Raw genomic sequence first — 17,458 nt, forward strand, 5'->3', positions numbered from 1 at the left:
TCCTTCTAACTACTCACGTCATTTGCTGCCATGCAGCTAACCACAGCGATAACTCTATGGATACTTTACGAATTGGATTAATTTCCGTTTCCGATCGTGCTGCTAACGGCATCTATCAGGATCAGGGCATTCCGGCGTTAGAGAGCTGGCTCACCGCCGCGCTGGCTACGCCGTTTGAAATCGAAACGCGTCTGGTGCCGGATGAGCAGCCAATGATTGAGCAGGCGATTTGCGAGCTGGTCGATGAGCTGTTCTGCAATTTGGTCCTCACCACCGGCGGCACCGGACCGGCGCGGCGTGATGTGACGCCAGATGCCACATTGGCGGTTGCCGACCGTGAAATGCCGGGCTTCGGCGAGCAGATGCGCCAAATTAGCCTGCAATTTGTGCCGACCGCTATTTTGTCTCGCCAGGTTGGCGTGATCCGCAAGCAGTCGCTGATCCTCAATCTGCCGGGCCAGCCAAAATCCATTAAAGAAACGCTGGAAGGGCTGAAAGCGGAAGATGGAACGGTAAAGGTGCCGGGGATTTTTGCCGCTGTACCTTATTGTTTACAGCTACTGGAAGGGCCGTATGTGGAAACTCATGCCGATGTGGTAGCAGCTTTTCGCCCAAAAAGCGCCCGTCGTGAGACAAATGACTAAAAATCGGCATTTTCAGGCATAAAATCCAGCGGCACTGGTGTGGCAAAATATTGACGGTATAGTAATTCAATCTTTACATAAGTTGTTTTGCCTCTGGATACCGCTGGATTATGGATACGCACGCAACGCGCCGACTCAACGGGCAGGATTACAAAACCCTGTCGCTGGCCGCCCTTGGTGGGGCGCTGGAATTCTACGACTTCATTATCTTCGTCTTCTTTGCCGCCGTGATTGGCGAACTGTTCTTCCCGCCTGACATTCCTGAATGGTTGCGTCAGGTGCAGACTTTCGCCATCTTTGCTGCGGGTTATCTGGCGCGTCCGTTAGGCGGCATTATCATGGCGCACTTTGGTGACAAAGTGGGGCGTAAGAAGATGTTCAGCCTCAGTATTCTGCTGATGGCGCTGCCGACGTTGGCGATGGGCGCATTGCCCACTTATGCCAGCATTGGCATCGCTGCGCCGTTATTGATGCTGCTAATGCGCGTGCTGCAAGGCGCGGCTATCGGCGGTGAAGTGCCTGGCGCGTGGGTGTTTGTCGCCGAACATGTGCCTGAAAAACGCATTGGTTTTGCCTGCGGCACGCTGACCGCAGGCTTAACCGCAGGGATTCTGCTCGGTTCGCTGGTGGCAACGGTGCTGAACACCACGCTGTCACCGGCTGCGATGCGCGATCATGGCTGGCGCATTCCTTTCTTCCTCGGCGGTGTGTTTGGCTTGCTGGCGATGTATCTGCGTCGCTGGCTGCATGAAACCCCGGTGTTCCAGCAGATGCAGCAGCGTAAAGCGCTGGCAGAAAAAATGCCGCTGCAAACCATTTTTGCCAGCCATAAGCGCGGCATCGTAATTTCGATGCTGCTCACCTGGCTTCTGTCGGCCTGTATTGTGGTGGTGATTTTGATGGCGCCGACGCTGATGCAAAAACAGCATGGCATTCCCGCCGCGCTCAGTCTGCAGGCCAACAGCTTCGCCACCATTATGCTGCTGCTGGGTTGTGTTATCGCCGGATGGCTGGTGGATCGCTTCGGCGCGGCGCGTTCGCTGATGGTCGGTTCAATACTGCTGGCGATCGGCAGCTGGAACTTCTTCCATCAGTTAAGTAGCACGCAGGAAATGCTGTTTGTTTGGTACGGTTTAGCGGGCCTGAGCGTGGGGGTCGTCGGTGTAGTGCCGTTTGTGATGGTGCGCGCATTCCCGGCGGCGGTGCGCTTTACCGGCATCTCATTCTCGTACAATGTTGCTTACGCGATTTTCGGTGGTCTGACGCCGATTAGCGTAACGCTGATGATGAGCCTGACGCCAATGGCGCCTGCCTGGTATGTGCTGGCGCTGGCGATAATTGGCTTTATGGTGGGAATCTGGCTGTGGCGCGATAGCCGTCAGCAGTATGCGCAGTTAGATATGTCGCTGCACTCGTCATAATGCAAAAAGCGGAGCCAAACAGCTCCGCTATTCATTTGTCACTCGCCAATCGGCAATACCGTACGACCAAACTTCTCGTTCAGCACTTCGCCCATCGCCAGATAGAACGCACTCGAACCGCAAATAATGCCAATCCAGCCGGCAACGCGCAGCAACCCCGCGTTGTCGGTCAGGTGGCCGATAGCCAGCAGCGCAAACAGCAGCGTCAGGCTGGCGAAGATGAACTGCAGCATTTTCGGTGACTTCAGCGTGCCGAAAAACAGGAATGCAGTGAACACGCCCCACAGCGCGAGATACGCGCCAAGGAAGTGGCCGTCGGCCGCCTCTGCCAGCCCCAGTTTTGGCAGCAGTAGAATCGCCACCAACGTTAACCAGAAGCTGCCGTAAGAGGTAAAGGCGGTCAGCCCGAAGGTGTTGCCTTTCTTATACTCCAGCAGCCCGGCAAAAATTTGCGCGATGCCGCCGTAGAAAATCCCCATCGCCAGGATGATCACATCCATCGCAAACAGGCCGGTGTTGTGTAAGTTGAGCAGGATGGTGGTCATACCGAATCCCATCAGGCCCAACGGGGCGGGATTCGCCAGCGTGGTATTGCTCATAATTCCTCAGAAGCAGCGTTGAAGATGTTGTTCGTGTTTTACACCCGCGCAAACCGCTGGGGGCGCGAGGCGCTGCATAATAAGCGGCCTCTTTTTGCCCAACTTTGATCTGAATCGACGAGAGAATGAAATTTTTTTTAGTTTTAACCCTTGATGCGCATCGAACCGGCCCCATTTACTTGTCATCGAGCGTTGTGAGGCAGCAAAAAAAGCCTGCTTCAGCAGTTGAAAGTGGTCAGTTTGACCGCATCTCTGTTTCACAACCCAAATTGGCAAAGAATTTAAGTAGGAGACGTTTAGATGGGCAAGATTATTGGTATTGACTTGGGTACAACCAACTCATGTGTTGCAGTTATGGATGGTGGTAAAGCACGCGTACTGGAAAACGCCGAAGGCGATCGCACCACGCCGTCGATCATTGCGTATGCACAGGATGGCGAAACTCTGGTGGGTCAACCGGCTAAACGTCAGTCTGTGACCAACCCGCAGAACACCCTGTTTGCGATCAAGCGCCTGATTGGCCGTCGCTTCCAGGACGAAGAAGTACAGCGTGATATTAAAATTATGCCGTACAAAATCATCGGCGCAGATAACGGCGACGCATGGCTGGACGTAAAAGGCCAGAAAATGGCACCGCCGCAGATTTCTGCTGAAGTGCTGAAAAAGATGAAGAAAACCGCGGAAGATTTCCTCGGTGAAGCCGTCACTGAAGCGGTTATTACCGTTCCAGCTTACTTCAACGATGCGCAGCGTCAGGCGACCAAAGACGCCGGCCGTATCGCGGGTCTGGAAGTAAAACGTATCATCAACGAACCAACCGCAGCTGCACTGGCTTACGGCCTGGATAAAGGTCAGGGCAACCGCACCATCGCGGTATACGACCTAGGCGGTGGTACTTTCGATATCTCAATCATTGAGATCGATGACGTTGATGGCGAGAAAACCTTTGAAGTTCTGGCAACCAACGGTGATACCCACCTGGGTGGTGAAGACTTCGATAGCCGTCTGATTAACTATCTGGTGGCTGAATTTAAGAAAGATCAGGGCATCGATCTGCACAACGATCCGCTGGCCATGCAGCGTCTGAAAGAAGCGGCAGAGAAAGCCAAGATCGAGCTGTCCTCAGCACAGCAGACCGACGTTAACCTGCCGTACATCACGGCGGATGCGACCGGTCCTAAGCACCTGAACATCAAAGTAACACGTGCGAAACTGGAATCACTGGTTGAAGACCTTGTTTCTCGCTCTATCGAGCCGTTGAAAGTGGCTCTGCAGGATGCGGGTCTGTCTGTTTCAGACATCAACGACGTGATCCTGGTGGGCGGTCAAACGCGTATGCCAATGGTTCAGGCGAAAGTGACTGAGTTCTTTGGTAAAGAGCCACGTAAAGATGTGAACCCGGATGAAGCGGTAGCCGTGGGTGCTGCGGTTCAGGGCGGCGTGTTGGCGGGTGAAGTGAAAGACGTTCTGCTGCTGGACGTGACTCCGCTGTCGCTGGGTATCGAAACCATGGGCGGCGTGATGACTTCGCTGATTAGCAAGAACACCACCATCCCAACCAAGCACAGCCAGGTGTTCTCTACCGCTGAAGATAACCAGTCTGCCGTGACGATTCACGTGCTGCAGGGTGAGCGTAAGCGTTCAGGTGATAACAAATCCCTGGGCCAGTTCAACCTCGACGGTATCCAGGCTGCACCGCGCGGTATGCCGCAGATCGAAGTCACCTTCGATATCGATGCGGATGGTATCCTGCACGTGTCTGCGAAAGACAAAAACAGCGGTAAAGAGCAGAAGATCACCATCAAGGCTTCTTCTGGTCTGAATGAAGAAGAGATCGAAAAAATGGTGCGTGACGCGGAAGCGAACGCCGAGTCTGACCGCAAGTTCGAAGAGCTGGTTCAGACCCGTAACCAGGGCGATCAGATTTCGCACAGCACCCGTAAGCAGCTGGACGAAGCGGGCGACAAACTGTCTGCTGACGACAAAGCGCCAATCGAAGCTGCGTTGACCGAGCTGAACACCGCGCTGAAAGGCGAAGACAAAGCAGAAATCGAAGCCAAAATGCAGGCATTGATGGAAGTGTCCAGCAAACTGATGGAGCTGGCACAGCAGCAGGGTCAGGCAGCTGATGCAGGCGATGCTTCTGCACAGAAAGAAGACGACGTTGTCGACGCTGAGTTCGAAGAAGTTAAAGACAAAAAATAATTGCCCCTGACCGGGCGCGACGGCTGGCCTGACAGCCGTTGAAACCAGCACGGGCGTAGGAGATCTCTCCACGCCCGTGCGATCATGTTAAGGGCAGAACAAATATGGCTAAGAGTGATTTATACGAGATCTTAGGCGTCTCTAAATCCGCAGATGAGCGTGAAATCAAAAAGGCTTATAAGCGCCTGGCGATGAAATACCATCCGGACCGTAATCCGGACAATAAAGAAGCCGAAGCGAAGTTTAAAGAAATTAAGGAAGCCTACGAAATTCTGACCGACGCACAGAAGCGTGCGGCCTACGACCAATATGGTCACGCAGCCTTTGAACAAGGCGGCATGGGCGGCGGTGGTGGCTTCGGCGGCGGCGGTGCCGACTTCAGCGATATCTTTGGCGACGTATTTGGCGATATTTTTGGTGGTGGCCGCCGTCAGCGTGCCGCACGTGGCGCCGATTTACGCTACAACATGGAGCTAACGCTGGAAGAAGCGGTACGCGGCGTGACCAAAGAGATCCGCATTCCAACACTGGAAGAGTGCGATGTCTGCCACGGCAGCGGCGCGAAAGCGGGGACCAAACCGCAGACCTGCCATACCTGTCATGGCGCAGGCCAGGTGCAGATGCGTCAGGGCTTCTTCACCGTGCAGCAGGCGTGTCCGACCTGTCACGGTCGCGGTTCAGTGATCAAAGATCCTTGCAATGCTTGTCATGGTCACGGTCGCGTTGAGCGCAGTAAAACCCTGTCGGTGAAAATTCCAGCAGGCGTGGATACCGGCGATCGCATTCGTCTGACCGGCGAAGGTGAAGCGGGCGAACAGGGCGCACCAGCGGGCGATCTGTACGTTCAGGTTTCGGTGAAAAAGCACCCGATCTTCGAGCGTGAAGATAACAACCTATATTGCGAAGTGCCGATTAACTTTGCGATGGCAGCATTAGGTGGCGAGATTGAAGTGCCGACGCTTGATGGACGTGTGAACCTGAAAGTGCCTTCTGAAACGCAAACTGGCAAGCTGTTCCGCATGCGCGGTAAAGGCGTGAAATCGGTGCGTGGTGGTGCGGTAGGCGATTTGCTGTGTCGTGTGGTGGTGGAAACGCCAGTTAGCCTCAATGACAAACAGAAAGCGTTACTGCGTGAACTGGAAGAGAGTTTTGGCGGCCCGAGCGGTGAGAAAAACAGCCCGCGCTCCAAAAGCTTCCTCGACGGCGTGAAGAAGTTTTTTGACGATTTAACACGTTAATCCCGTCTGGCATGCTTAATAAAGCGGAGAGGAAACTCTCCGCTTTTTTTATGTTTTCCCGCCAACGCGTCGCTCCTGATATAAGCTCAATCTGCCTGGCGTGAGATAAAAGCAGAAACCGTTTCGTAATGCATCGGTATTATCGAGTCGTTAACGAGACATAAGCTGCTTTTAACGAGGTGTTTGAGTCGCTACACTTCTCAGCCTAAATGTCTCTACTCAGGAGGAGTTGTGAACAAACCCCGTTCTCTTCGAAGCTTACTGAAAAGCTTTATTGCCAGCGATGCCAGCAACGGCATGGTGCTGATTCTGGCGGCCGTCGCGGCAATGATTTTGGCTAACAGCGCGGAAACCGCTCAAGCTTATCAATCGTTTCTCGCCGAGCCGGTGCAGATTCGCTTCGGTGCATTAGACATCAGCAAAAACCTGCTGCTGTGGATCAACGATGCCATGATGGCGCTGTTCTTCCTGCTGATTGGTTTGGAAGTGAAACGTGAACTAATCACCGGTGAACTCGCCAGCCGCGATCGCGCCATTTTCCCGGTGATTGCGGCAATTGGCGGCATGGTGGTGCCGGGACTGATTTTCCTGCTGCTTAATTATGGCGATCCTATTGCGCGTAACGGCTGGGCAATTCCTACTGCTACTGATATCGCCTTTGCATTGGGTGTGCTGGCACTGTTGGGCAGCCGCGTGCCAACCGCGCTGAAAGTGTTCCTGATGGCGCTGGCGATTATTGATGATCTCGGCGCTATCGTGATTATCGCGCTGTTCTACACCAGCGATCTCTCCGTGCTGTCGCTGAGCGTAGCGGCAGGTGCGATTGTGCTGCTGGCGATTCTCAATCGTTGCGGCGTGCGTAACATTGCCATCTATATGTTAGTCGGCATTGTGCTGTGGACGGCGGTGCTCAAATCGGGTGTGCATGCAACGTTAGCGGGCGTGATTGTTGGCTTCTTCGTGCCGCTGGAAGAGAAGAACGGCCATTCTCCAGCCGAGCATCTGGCGCATGGTTTAATGCCGTGGGTAAACTGGCTGATTCTGCCGCTGTTCGCTTTTGCCAACGCCGGCATCTCGCTGAGCGGCATTACCTTTATGGATACGCTGTCGCCAGAGCCGCTGGGCATCATTCTCGGCTTGCTGATTGGTAAACCGTTGGGTATCACGCTGTTCTGCTGGCTGGCGGTGAAGTGGCGGCTGGCGGTGTTGCCGGCGGGCACCACGATACGCGATATCATGGCGATTGGTGTGCTGTGCGGTATCGGCTTCACCATGTCGATCTTTATCAGTTCGCTGGCGTTTGATGCCGCCCATGAGCAACTGGTGACCTTCTCCAAGCTGGGGATTCTCAGTGGCTCGCTGCTCTCAGCGGTGATTGGTTACACGCTGCTGCGCATCAAATTGCGTTAAAAAGAGGAAGGGGGCGAAAGCCTCCTTTTTTGCCGATGAATCAGCTCAACTTTAATCATCTCTACTATTTCTGGCAGGTGTGTAAAGCCGGTTCGGTAGTGCGCGCTGCGGATGTGCTGTGCCTGGCGCCACAGACGGTCACTGGCCAGATTAAATCGCTGGAAGAGCAACTCGGCGGCGTGCTGTTTCGTCGTCAGGGGCGCGGTTTAGTGCCGACGGAACTTGGCCAACTGGTGTTTCGCTATGCCGACCGCATGTTCATGCTGAGCCAGGAGATGCTCGATATCGTTAACTACCGCAAAGAGTCGCATCTGCTGTTTGATGTTGGCGTAGCGGATGCCTTGTCTAAGCAACTGGTGAGCAAGGTGCTGCAGGCTGCGGTGGTGGCTGAAGAGGGAATCCATCTGCGCTGCTTTGAATCAACGCACGAGATGCTGTTGGAACAGTTAAGCCAGCACAAGCTGGATATGATTCTTTCCGATTGCCCAATTGATTCGACTCAGCAGGAAGGGCTGTTTTCGGTCAAGCTGGGCGAGTGTCCGATCAGCTTCTGGTGCAACACACCGTTACCGACGCTGCCGTTTCCTGCCAGCCTGGAAGAGCGGCGTTTGCTGATTCCGGGGCGTCGCTCGATGCTGGGTCGTAAACTGCTGAACTGGATTCACAGCCAGGGATTGCAAGTGGAGATTCTGGGCGAGTTTGATGATGCGGCATTAATGAAAGCTTTTGGTGCGCTTAACAACGCGATATTTATGGCTCCGACGCTGTATGGCGACGAGATTTACCGGGATGACGCCATCAAAGAGATTGGGCGGTTGGATGCGGTGATGGAGGAGTATCACGTGATCTTTGCCGAACGGATGATTCAGCATCCGGCGGTACAGCGGATCTGCCATCGCGACTTTAGTGCGCTGTTTACCCCTGAATTGCAGGCATAAAAAAACCGGCTAAACGCCGGTTCTTTTTTACAAAGCGATTAACAGACGGGCGATTAAGCCAGTTTGTTGATCTGAGCAGTCAGGTTTGCTTTATGACGTGCAGCTTTGTTTTTGTGGATCAGACCTTTAGCAGCCTGACGGTCCACGAGTGGTTGCATTTCGTTGAATGCGTTCTGCGCAGCAGCTTTGTCGCCTGTTGCGATAGCCGCGTATACTTTCTTGATGAAAGTACGCATCATTGAACGGTTGCTTGCGTTATGCTTGCGACGTTTCTCAGATGTTACGGCGCGTTTCTTAGCTGATTTGATATTAGCCAAGGTCCAACTCCCAAATGTGATCTATATGGACAAATCAAAGGCCGAGGACTATGCCTTTTGCGCCTTCTTATGTCAATGGATTTGTGCAAATAAGCGTCGTTTTAAAAACAACACTCGATTACGTAATTGATGGCGCAGGATTCTACCAGCAACGCGGCGTTGAATACAGTATTTCGCAGCAAAAATCTTCAGAACCTTGCTAAGCAATTGCCCACGCGTGGAATAAGCCGCGCCAGAAGCAGGAAAGGCACGTATACGGGTTAACCTAAACGCCATTCAAGGGTATAATCCGCCGATTTCCACCGGTTTGAGTCAGCCATGAAGTTTATCCGCGGTATTTATAATCTGAAAGAGCAGCATCGCGGCTGCGTCCTGACCATTGGCAATTTCGACGGCGTACATCGCGGCCACCAGGCTTTGATGGCGCAGCTGATTGCCGAAGGACGAAAACGCAATCTGCCGGTGGTGGTGATGGTATTTGAGCCACAACCGCTTGAGCTGTTTGCCGGCGACAAAGCCCCGGCGCGCCTTACGCGTTTGCGTGAAAAGCTGAAGTACCTCGAACAAGCGGGCGTTGATGCCGTACTCTGCGTACGTTTTGATCGTCGCTTCGCTGCGCATTCGGCGCAGAGTTTTATTTCCGAATTGCTGGTAGACAAGCTCAACGTCAAGTTCCTGGCCGTAGGCGATGATTTCCGCTTCGGCGCTGGTCGCCAGGGGGATTTCCTGTTATTACAGAAAGCCGGTGCGGAGTATGGCTTTGAGGTTATCAGCACCCAGACTTATTGTGACAGCGGCAAGCGCATCAGCAGTACCGCCGTTCGTCAGGCGCTGGCGCAGGATGATTTTGCGCAAGCCGAAGCGCTGCTGGGCCATCCGTTCAGCATCTCAGGCCGCGTAGTGCACGGCGATGCACTCGGGCGCACCATCGGTTTCCCAACGGCTAATCTCCCTTTGCGTCGCACCGTTACGCCGGTTAAAGGCGTGTTTGCGGTGGCAGTGTTGGGCCTTGGGGATCAGCCGCTGCCCGGCGTGGCCAATATTGGTACGCGCCCAACGGTAAAAGGTTTACGTCAGCAGCTTGAAGTTCATCTGCTCGACACACATATGAATCTCTATGGGCGTCACATTGAAGTGGTGCTGAAACAGAAGATTCGCGATGAACAGCGTTTCGCTTCGCTGGACGCGCTGAAAGAACAAATTGCGAAAGATGTGGTGACAGCCCGCCAATTCTTTGGGCTAAAAACACCGGTTTAATGACCGAAATACGGAATCGAGAATCTGATGAGTGACTATAAATCTACCCTGAATTTGCCGGAAACGGGGTTCCCGATGCGTGGCGATCTGGCCAAGCGTGAACCGGGAATGCTGCAACGTTGGTATGATGACAACCTGTACGGCATCATCCGCGAAGCCAAAAAAGGGAAAAAAACCTTTATTTTGCACGATGGCCCTCCTTATGCGAACGGCAGCATTCATATTGGTCACTCAGTTAACAAGATTCTGAAAGACATTATCGTTAAGTCGAAAGGCATGGCGGGCTACGACTCGCCGTACGTTCCAGGTTGGGACTGCCACGGCTTGCCGATTGAGCACAAAGTTGAACAGATGATTGGTAAGCCGGGCGAAAAAGTGAGCGCGTCTGAATTCCGTGCCGCTTGCCGCCAATATGCGGCAGAGCAGGTTGAAGGCCAGAAAAATGACTTCATCCGCCTCGGCGTGCTCGGTGACTGGGATCGTCCTTATCTGACGATGAATTTCCAGACCGAAGCCAACATCATCCGTGCGCTGGGTAAAATCATCGGCAACGGCCATCTGCACAAAGGCGCTAAGCCGGTGCACTGGTGCATGGATTGCCGTTCGGCGCTGGCTGAAGCGGAAGTGGAGTATTACGACAAAACTTCGCCATCCATCGATGTGATGTTCAATGCCGTGGATGCCGATGCGGTGCGCGCGAAGTTTGGCGTCGCTGCTTCAGAAGGCCCGGTTTCACTGGTGATCTGGACCACCACGCCGTGGACCATGCCAGCCAACCGTGGTATCTCGCTGCATCCTGAATTTGAATACCAGCTGCTGCAGATCGACGGTCGCAGCCTGATTCTCGCCAAAGAGATGGTTGAGAGCGTGATGAAGCGCGCGGGCATCAGCGACTGGACCGTGCTGGGCGAATGCAACGGCGCGGCGCTGGAGCTGCAGCTGTTCCAGCATCCGTTCCTCGAGCAGATCCAATCGAAAGTGGTATTGGGTGAGCATGTGACGCTGGAAGCCGGTACCGGTGCGGTACATACCGCGCCAGGCCATGGCCCGGATGACTATGTTATCGGTCAGAAATACGGTCTGGAAACCGCCAATCCGGTGGGGCCGGATGGCGCGTATCTACCAGGCACCTACCCGACGCTGGATGGCGTAAACGTCTTTAAAGCCAACGACATGATCGTTGAGCTGCTGAAAGAGAAGGGCGCGCTGCTGCACGTGGAGAAGCTGCTGCACAGCTACCCGCACTGCTGGCGTCATAAAACGCCAATCATCTTCCGTGCCACGCCACAATGGTTCATCAGCATGGATCAGAAAGGCCTGCGTGCGCAGTCGCTGAAAGAGATCAAAGGCGTGCAGTGGATCCCGGATTGGGGCCAGGCGCGTATCGAAGCGATGGTAGCGAACCGTCCGGACTGGTGTATCTCACGTCAGCGTACGTGGGGCGTGCCGATGGCGCTGTTCGTGCATAAAGAGAGCGAGCAGCTGCATCCGGATACGCTGGAGCTGATGGAGAAAGTCGCGAAACGGGTTGAGCAGGACGGCATTCAGGCGTGGTGGGATCTCGATCCGCGCGACCTGATGGGCGACGACGCTGACCACTACGTCAAAGTGCCAGACACCTTAGACGTGTGGTTCGACTCTGGATCTACCAGCTACTCAGTGGTGGATGCGCGTCCTGAATTCGGCGGCCATACGCCAGATATGTACCTGGAAGGTTCGGATCAGCATCGCGGCTGGTTCATGTCTTCTCTGATGATCTCCACGGCGATGAAAGGCAAAGCGCCTTATCGTCAGGTACTGACGCACGGTTTCACCGTGGATGGTCAGGGCCGCAAGATGTCGAAATCGATCGGCAACACCGTGGCGCCGCAGGATGTGATGGATAAGCTGGGTGCGGACATTCTGCGTCTGTGGGTCGCTTCTACCGATTATTCCGGTGAGATGGCGGTTTCCGACGAAATCCTGAAGCGTGCCGCAGACAGCTATCGTCGTATCCGTAACACCGCGCGTTTCCTGCTGGCAAACCTTGCTGGCTTTAACCCGGCGACCGATTGCGTCAAGCCGGAAGAGATGGTGGTGGTGGATCGCTGGGCGGTTGGCCGTGCGCTGGCAGCGCAGCAGGATATCGTGCACTCCTACGAAAACTACGATTTCCACGAAGTGGTGCAGCGTCTGATGCACTTCTGCTCAATCGAAATGGGCTCGTTCTATCTCGATGTGATCAAAGATCGTCAGTACACCGCAAAAGGCGACAGCCTGGCGCGTCGCAGCTGCCAAACCGCGCTGTGGCACATTGTTGAAGCGCTGGTACGCTGGATGGCGCCAATCATGTCCTTCACCGCAGACGAAATCTGGGGCTACCTGCCGGGCGATCGCGCGAAGTACGTGTTCACCGAAGAGTGGTATCAGGATCTGTTTGGTCTGGCAGATAACGAAACGCTGAACGATGCCTATTGGGATGATGTGCTGAAAGTCCGCGGTGAAGTGAACAAGGTGATTGAGCAAGCGCGTAGCGACAAACGCATCGGCGGCGCACTGGAAGCGACGGTTACGCTGTATGCGGATGCCGAGCTGGCAGCCAAGCTGCAGGCGCTGGGTGATGAGCTGCGTTTCGTGCTGTTAACTTCAGGCGCGACCGTGGCGGATTACGCCACTGCCAGCGATGAAGCGCAGCAGAGCGAGCTGTTCAAAGGTCTGAAAATCGCGCTGCATAAAGCAGAAGGCGAGAAATGTCCGCGCTGCTGGCATTACACTACTGACGTTGGCCAGAATCCGGAGCATGCTGCGGTGTGTGGTCGTTGCTACACCAACGTCGCCGGTACTGGCGAACAGCGGAAATTTGCCTGATGAGTAAAGCGCTCTCTTCAACCGGTTTGCGCTGGCTTTGGCTGGTGCTGGTGGTGATTGCCATCGATTTTGGCAGCAAGATGTGGGTCATCAACAACATGATGCTGCACGAAACGCGGCCGCTGATGCCGTTCCTGAACCTGTTCTACGCGCATAATTATGGCGCGGCGTTCAGTTTCCTGGCCGACAAAGGCGGCTGGCAGCGCTGGTTCTTCGCCGGCATCGCCATTGCTATCGTGGTGGCGCTGTTGGTGATGATGTATCGCAACGCTGCCAGCAACAAATTAACCAATATTGCCTACGCCCTGATTATCGGCGGGGCGTTGGGTAACCTGTTTGACCGTTCGTATCACGGCTTTGTGGTCGATTTTATCGACTTCTATGTCGGTGACTGGCACTTCGCGACTTTTAACATCGCCGACTGTGCCATCTGCATCGGCGCGGCGCTGGTGGTGCTGGAAGGTTTTCTCAGCCCGAACGGCAAACCGGCTAAACAGAAAGGGTAACTGATGACAGACTTAGTTCAGCGCGATAGCGCGTTGCTGGTGCATTTTACGCTGAAGCTGGAGGATGGCTCGACGGCCGAATCCACGCGCGCCAACGGCAAACCTGCGCTGTTCCGTCTGGGTGATGGCAGCCTGTCGGGCGCGCTGGAACAGCAGCTACTCGGACGTAAAGTGGGCGACAAGCATGCCTTTACGCTGGAACCGGAAGATGCGTTTGGCGGCACCAGCCCGGATCTGGTTCAGTACTTCTCACGTCGTGACTTTAACGATGCGGGCGAGCCGGAAGTGGGTGCCATCATGCTGTTCAGCGGCCGCGGCGGCAGCGAAATGCCTGGCGTGATCCGTGAAGTTTCCGGTGACTCGATCACCGTAGACTTCAACCATCCGCTGGCGGGCCAGCGCATTCAGTTTGACATTGAAGTGCTGGAGATTGATCCGGCGCTGGAGGCCAACGATGCAAATCCTGTTAGCTAACCCACGCGGTTTCTGCGCAGGCGTCGATCGCGCCATCAGCATCGTTGAGCGCGCGCTGGAGATGTACGGCGCGCCCATCTACGTGCGTCACGAAGTGGTGCATAACCGCTACGTGGTGAGTAGCTTACGCGAACGTGGGGCGATCTTCATTGAAGAGATCGCTGAAGTGCCGGATAACGCCATTCTGATCTTCTCCGCGCACGGCGTATCGCAGGCGGTTCGCGCCGAAGCCAAAGCGCGTAACCTCACCATGCTGTTTGATGCGACCTGTCCGCTGGTGACCAAAGTTCATATGGAAGTGGCGCGCGCTAGCCGTAAAGGTGTTGAAGCGATTCTTATTGGTCACGCGGGGCATCCGGAAGTGGAAGGCACCATGGGCCAGTACAGCAATCCTAACGGCGGCATGTATCTGGTGGAATCGCCGGAAGATGTGTTCAAGCTGAACGTCAAAGATGAGAGCAACCTGTGCTTTATGACGCAGACCACACTTTCAGTCGATGATACTTCGGACGTGATTGATGCACTGCGTCAGCGCTTCCCGGCGATTATCGGTCCACGCAAAGATGACATCTGCTACGCCACCACCAACCGTCAGGAAGCGGTACGCGTCTTAGCGCGTGATGCTGAAGTGGTGCTGGTCGTGGGATCGAAAAACTCCTCTAACTCGAACCGTCTGGCCGAACTGGCGCAGCGTGCTGGTAAGCTGGCGAAGCTGATTGATTCGGCTGATGACATCCAGGAAGAGTGGGTCAAAGACAAGCAGGTCATCGGCGTAACAGCGGGCGCTTCTGCTCCTGATATTCTGGTGCAACAGGTGATTCAACGTCTGCGTGAGCTCGGCGGTGAAGCGGCGATTGAGCTGATTGGCCGTGAAGAGAACATCGTGTTTGAAGTACCAAAAGAGCTGCGCGTCGACGTGCGAAACGTGCAGTAAGCGGTTTACACCGCAGTAAAATCAGGCCGACATTGTTCGGCCTTTTCTTTGCCTGTCGCTGTAGAAAATCCTGCTTCCAGCATGCGGGATTGCTTTTACTGATAATGTTTCGCGGCTGGCATAAAATTCTTATATCCCTTTATTGTTGTGGCGTGACTGTTATCTGACCGTTAACCTGTTTACGCTTTACATGCATAGATTTGTATCAGGAATGAATAATTATGAGTGAAATCCGCATTGCTATCGTTGGTGCGCCGGGTCGCATGGGACGCAATTTGATTCAGGCCGTACAGCAGGCGGAAGGTGTTGCGCTAGGCGCAGCACTGGCGCGTAGCGGTTCGTCATTGCTGGGCGTAGATGCTGGCGAACTGGCGGGCATCGGTAAAACGGGCGTGATCGTCTCTGACGACCTGCAAAAGGTGGTTAACGACTTCGATGTCCTGATCGACTTCACCCGTCCGGAAGGCACGCTGGAGTATCTGGCATTTTGCCGACAGCACAGCAAAGCGATGGTGATCGGTACCACCGGTTTTGATGAAGCAGGTAAAGCGGCGATTCGCGCGGCTGCTGAAGAGATTGGTATCGTGTTCGCCGCTAACTTCAGCGTGGGCGTCAACCTGGTGCTGAATCTGCTGCAGCAGGCAGCGAAGGTGATGGGCGACTACGCGGACATTGAAATCGTTGAAGCGCACCATCGTCACAAAGTTGATGCACCATCAGGTACTGCGCTGGCGATGGGCGAAGCGATTGCCGATGCCATGAAGTGGAATCTGGATGAGCACGCGGTGTATGCCCGTGAAGGTCATACCGGTGAGCGTAAAGCGCAAACCATCGGATTTGCTACCGTGCGCGCTGGTGATATCGTCGGCGAACACACCGCGATGTTTGCAGATATTGGTGAGCGCGTAGAGATTACCCACAAGGCTTCCAGCCGTATGACCTTTGCAAATGGTGCAGTTAAAGCGGCAAGCTGGTTAAAGAACAAGAAATCAGGCCTTTACGACATGCGTGATGTGCTGGATTTATCGATGTTGTGAGTGTTGTGAACCATCGTGATGTGGTTATTTCAATCGGTAAGACCTTGATTGACGAGGGCAATGTGATCATTGCCCTTTATTTTATCTGTAAATGACCATTTTGCTATATTATTGGTTCGAAGTGCTTATTTGTCGAAGTTGATGAGTGATTATCAGGCTTGCGATGGCTAATTTTGACCGTTTGGTCAAAAATTTATGCGCGCCAGCACCAGTTTGCCATTATCGCCGTCAGGCAACCGATTATTTTTCCGAGTTGTCTCACTCTTTTATCGCCTTTCACCGTTTTTAACATTCAGTTGCCCGAAATATACAAAAAAATAACCACATATTGTAGACAAGGTGCGGGGCGATCATTAGAATGCGCGCAATTTGCCAAAATTCGAGTACTCAGGCGGGTTTTGCATTGATTCTGGTACTGCTTTTGAATTAATATGCAAATATTGTGACTGTTTATTCCCTGGAGGATGTTTTGATTAAGTCAGCGCTCTTGGTTCTGGAAGACGGAACCCAATTCCACGGTCGGGCCATCGGGGCTACGGGGTCGGCAGTGGGGGAAGTTGTTTTCAACACTTCAATGACCGGTTATCAAGAAATCCTCACTGATCCTTCCTATTCCCGCCAAATCGTTACCCTCACTTATCCCCATATCGGCAATGTTGGCGTTAACGCCGCCGATGAAGAATCCAGCCAAATCCATGCTCAAGGCCTCGTTATTCGCGATCTGCCGCTGATTACCAGCAACTTCCGCAGCGAAGAAAGTCTGGCAGCTTACCTGCAGCGCAATAACATCGTTGGCATCGCCGATATCGACACGCGTAAACTGACCCGTTTGCTGCGCGAGAAGGGTGCACAGAGCGGCTGCATTATTGCGGGTGATAATCCGGATGCCGCACTGGCGCTGCAGAAAGCGCAGGCGTTCCCGGGCTTGAAAGGCATGGATCTGGCGAAAGAGGTGACCACCGCGGAAACCTACGCGTGGCAGCAGGGCAGCTGGACACTGGAAGGTGACCTGCCGGAGCAGAAAACGGCGGAAGAGCTGCCGTTCCATGTGGTGGCGTACGATTACGGCGCCAAGCGCAACATCCTGCGCATGCTGGTGGATCGCGGCTGCCGCCTGACGGTCGTGCCGGCGCAAACTCCGGCGGAAGAGGTTCTGGCACTTAATCCAGACGGTATTTTTCTGTCGAACGGTCCTGGCGACCCGGAGCCATGCGACTACGCCATTAACGCCATTCAGGCGTTCCTGAAAACCGATGTTCCGGTATTCGGTATCTGCCTTGGCCATCAGCTGTTAGCGCTGGCGAGCGGTGCCAAAACCATCAAGATGAAACTCGGCCACCACGGCGGCAACCATCCGGTAAAAGATCTTGATAACAACACCGTGATGATCACCGCACAGAACCACGGTTTTGCGGTTGATGACAGCCAATTACCGGCCAATCTGCGCGTGACGCATGTGTCGCTGTTCGACCAAACCGTGCAGGGCATTCATCGCACTGACAAACCGGCCTTCAGCTTCCAGGGACACCCGGAAGCGAGCCCAGGCCCGCACGATGCGGCGCCACTGTTCGATCACTTTATCGAATTGATCAAAGCATACCGTTCTAACGCGAAGTAATCAGGAGCCCACG

At 54.3% G+C, this 17,458-nt stretch carries 15 protein-coding genes; 13 read left to right on the forward strand and 2 right to left on the reverse strand.

The annotated features are described in order from the left end of the window. The first annotated feature begins 56 nt into the window (after positions 1 to 56). Both mog and P6287_RS03300 read left to right on the forward strand, forming a co-directional pair. Complete coding sequence (mog, locus tag P6287_RS03295; RefSeq protein ID WP_101762156.1) at positions 57 to 644, forward strand: molybdopterin adenylyltransferase; 588 nt, start codon at positions 57 to 59, stop codon at positions 642 to 644. Positions 645 to 754: 110 nt separating this feature from the next. After that, on the forward strand, positions 755 to 2,065 hold the full coding sequence (locus P6287_RS03300; protein WP_277974503.1) for an MFS transporter: 1,311 nt from the start codon (positions 755 to 757) through the stop codon (positions 2,063 to 2,065). A gap of 38 nt (positions 2,066 to 2,103) precedes the next feature. Here the strand turns inward: P6287_RS03300 and satP are convergent, their stop codons facing one another. Then, on the reverse strand, positions 2,104 to 2,664 hold the full coding sequence (satP, locus tag P6287_RS03305) for an acetate uptake transporter (protein WP_101762154.1): 561 nt from the start codon (positions 2,662 to 2,664) through the stop codon (positions 2,104 to 2,106). A 300-nt stretch (positions 2,665 to 2,964) separates the two neighbouring features. Here satP and dnaK point away from each other — a divergent pair, with 300 nt between their 5' ends. The 4 genes from dnaK to nhaR all read left to right on the forward strand — a co-directional run bounded on the left by dnaK (position 2,965) and on the right by nhaR (position 8,455). Beyond that, entirely contained in the window at positions 2,965 to 4,869 is a 1,905-nt protein-coding gene (gene dnaK, locus P6287_RS03310) for a molecular chaperone DnaK (RefSeq protein ID WP_101762153.1), read from the forward strand. Between the two features lie 104 nt (positions 4,870 to 4,973). After that, a complete protein-coding gene (gene dnaJ / locus P6287_RS03315; protein ID WP_101762152.1) occupies positions 4,974 to 6,107 on the forward strand; it encodes a molecular chaperone DnaJ in 1,134 nt (377 codons plus the stop codon). Between the two features lie 231 nt (positions 6,108 to 6,338). After that, positions 6,339 to 7,517, forward strand: coding sequence for a Na+/H+ antiporter NhaA (gene nhaA / locus P6287_RS03320; RefSeq protein WP_277974504.1), 1,179 nt, complete (start codon positions 6,339 to 6,341; stop codon positions 7,515 to 7,517). 35 nt (positions 7,518 to 7,552) lie between these two features. After that, a complete protein-coding gene (gene nhaR, locus P6287_RS03325; protein WP_277974505.1) occupies positions 7,553 to 8,455 on the forward strand; it encodes a transcriptional activator NhaR in 903 nt (300 codons plus the stop codon). A 53-nt stretch (positions 8,456 to 8,508) separates the two neighbouring features. On the opposite strand, the gene rpsT is transcribed toward nhaR, so the two are convergent. Then, entirely contained in the window at positions 8,509 to 8,772 is a 264-nt protein-coding gene (gene rpsT, locus P6287_RS03330) for a 30S ribosomal protein S20 (protein WP_036619798.1), read from the reverse strand. A gap of 318 nt (positions 8,773 to 9,090) precedes the next feature. Between rpsT and ribF the strand changes: the two genes are divergently transcribed. The 7 genes from ribF (at position 9,091) to carA (ending at position 17,445) form a co-directional block, all read left to right on the forward strand. Further along, positions 9,091 to 10,029, forward strand: a complete 939-nt coding sequence (ribF, locus tag P6287_RS03335) for a bifunctional riboflavin kinase/FAD synthetase (RefSeq protein ID WP_101762149.1) — start codon at positions 9,091 to 9,093, stop codon at positions 10,027 to 10,029. Between the two features lie 27 nt (positions 10,030 to 10,056). Then, positions 10,057 to 12,876, forward strand: a complete 2,820-nt coding sequence (gene ileS, locus P6287_RS03340; RefSeq protein WP_277974506.1) for an isoleucine--tRNA ligase — start codon at positions 10,057 to 10,059, stop codon at positions 12,874 to 12,876. Next, on the forward strand, positions 12,876 to 13,382 hold the full coding sequence (gene lspA, locus P6287_RS03345) for a signal peptidase II (protein ID WP_210080885.1): 507 nt from the start codon (positions 12,876 to 12,878) through the stop codon (positions 13,380 to 13,382). The genes ileS and lspA overlap by 1 nt, the downstream gene beginning before the upstream one ends. 3 nt (positions 13,383 to 13,385) lie before the next feature. Then, on the forward strand, positions 13,386 to 13,856 hold the full coding sequence (gene fkpB / locus P6287_RS03350) for an FKBP-type peptidyl-prolyl cis-trans isomerase (protein WP_101762146.1): 471 nt from the start codon (positions 13,386 to 13,388) through the stop codon (positions 13,854 to 13,856). After that, positions 13,837 to 14,790, forward strand: a complete 954-nt coding sequence (ispH, locus tag P6287_RS03355; protein WP_064737614.1) for a 4-hydroxy-3-methylbut-2-enyl diphosphate reductase — start codon at positions 13,837 to 13,839, stop codon at positions 14,788 to 14,790. Before fkpB ends, ispH begins: the two co-directional genes overlap by 20 nt. 221 nt (positions 14,791 to 15,011) lie before the next feature. Beyond that, a complete protein-coding gene (gene dapB, locus P6287_RS03360; protein ID WP_137385134.1) occupies positions 15,012 to 15,827 on the forward strand; it encodes a 4-hydroxy-tetrahydrodipicolinate reductase in 816 nt (271 codons plus the stop codon). Positions 15,828 to 16,296: 469 nt separating this feature from the next. Continuing rightward, positions 16,297 to 17,445 carry a glutamine-hydrolyzing carbamoyl-phosphate synthase small subunit gene (gene carA / locus P6287_RS03365; RefSeq protein ID WP_101762144.1) on the forward strand — a complete coding sequence of 383 codons (1,149 nt, stop codon included), beginning with the start codon at positions 16,297 to 16,299 and terminating at the stop codon, positions 17,443 to 17,445. Positions 17,446 to 17,458: the final 13 nt, after the last annotated feature.

Origin of the sequence: Pantoea sp. X85 (assembly GCF_029623675.1) — a bacterium.
GTDB classification, from domain to species: domain Bacteria; phylum Pseudomonadota; class Gammaproteobacteria; order Enterobacterales; family Enterobacteriaceae; genus Pantoea; species Pantoea leporis.

What these genes read in the sequence shown, in the direction of transcription:
- mog (WP_101762156.1), top strand. Translation starts at nt 57, where the DNA reads ATGGATACTTTACGAATTGGATTAATTTCCGTTTCCGATCGTGCTGCT.
- P6287_RS03300 (WP_277974503.1), top strand. Translation starts at nt 755, where the DNA reads ATGGATACGCACGCAACGCGCCGACTCAACGGGCAGGATTACAAAACC.
- satP (WP_101762154.1), bottom strand. Translation starts at nt 2,664, where the DNA reads ATGAGCAATACCACGCTGGCGAATCCCGCCCCGTTGGGCCTGATGGGA.
- dnaK (WP_101762153.1), top strand. Translation starts at nt 2,965, where the DNA reads ATGGGCAAGATTATTGGTATTGACTTGGGTACAACCAACTCATGTGTT.
- dnaJ (WP_101762152.1), top strand. Translation starts at nt 4,974, where the DNA reads ATGGCTAAGAGTGATTTATACGAGATCTTAGGCGTCTCTAAATCCGCA.
- nhaR (WP_277974505.1), top strand. Translation starts at nt 7,553, where the DNA reads ATGAATCAGCTCAACTTTAATCATCTCTACTATTTCTGGCAGGTGTGT.
- ribF (WP_101762149.1), top strand. Translation starts at nt 9,091, where the DNA reads ATGAAGTTTATCCGCGGTATTTATAATCTGAAAGAGCAGCATCGCGGC.
- ileS (WP_277974506.1), top strand. Translation starts at nt 10,057, where the DNA reads ATGAGTGACTATAAATCTACCCTGAATTTGCCGGAAACGGGGTTCCCG.
- lspA (WP_210080885.1), top strand. Translation starts at nt 12,876, where the DNA reads ATGAGTAAAGCGCTCTCTTCAACCGGTTTGCGCTGGCTTTGGCTGGTG.
- fkpB (WP_101762146.1), top strand. Translation starts at nt 13,386, where the DNA reads ATGACAGACTTAGTTCAGCGCGATAGCGCGTTGCTGGTGCATTTTACG.
- ispH (WP_064737614.1), top strand. Translation starts at nt 13,837, where the DNA reads ATGCAAATCCTGTTAGCTAACCCACGCGGTTTCTGCGCAGGCGTCGAT.
- dapB (WP_137385134.1), top strand. Translation starts at nt 15,012, where the DNA reads ATGAGTGAAATCCGCATTGCTATCGTTGGTGCGCCGGGTCGCATGGGA.